We start from the raw sequence: 267 nt of genomic DNA, 5'->3' as shown, positions 1-267 counted from the left end.
GGACGTACATTTTCTGACGGTGTCAGAAGTCGCAGAGGTTATGCGGGTTTCCCGGATGACTGTCTACAGAATGATCCATGCCGGCGAACTGCCGGCAGTCCAGTTCGGCCGCTCCTACCGTGTGCCTGAAGCTGCCGTAGAGCAATATCTGCGCGGCATCATCGGCGGGAAGCACGAAACCGCGTAACCGTTGCCGGTGCAATGGCTTCCGCCGTAGAGGCGCATGGCTGTGGCGGCCGCTGAGGGCGTGCGCGGTCAAGGGCACCC

Annotated in this window: 1 protein-coding gene; it reads left to right on the top strand. The window is 62.2% G+C overall.

Annotation, left to right across the window (positions count from 1 at the left end; genetic code table 11):
* Positions 1 to 13 precede the first annotated feature (13 nt).
* Positions 14 to 187 (top strand): helix-turn-helix domain-containing protein, encoded by a 174-nt coding sequence (locus AC5RVV_RS18430; RefSeq protein ID WP_494002767.1) that lies wholly within the window; start codon positions 14 to 16, stop codon positions 185 to 187.
* Positions 188 to 267 lie beyond the last annotated feature (80 nt).

It is taken from the genome of Arthrobacter sp. MDT2-34-1, assembly GCF_059091365.1.
Note: the sequence above shows the minus strand (reverse complement) of the source record. Positions and strands in the feature narration are given on the sequence as shown.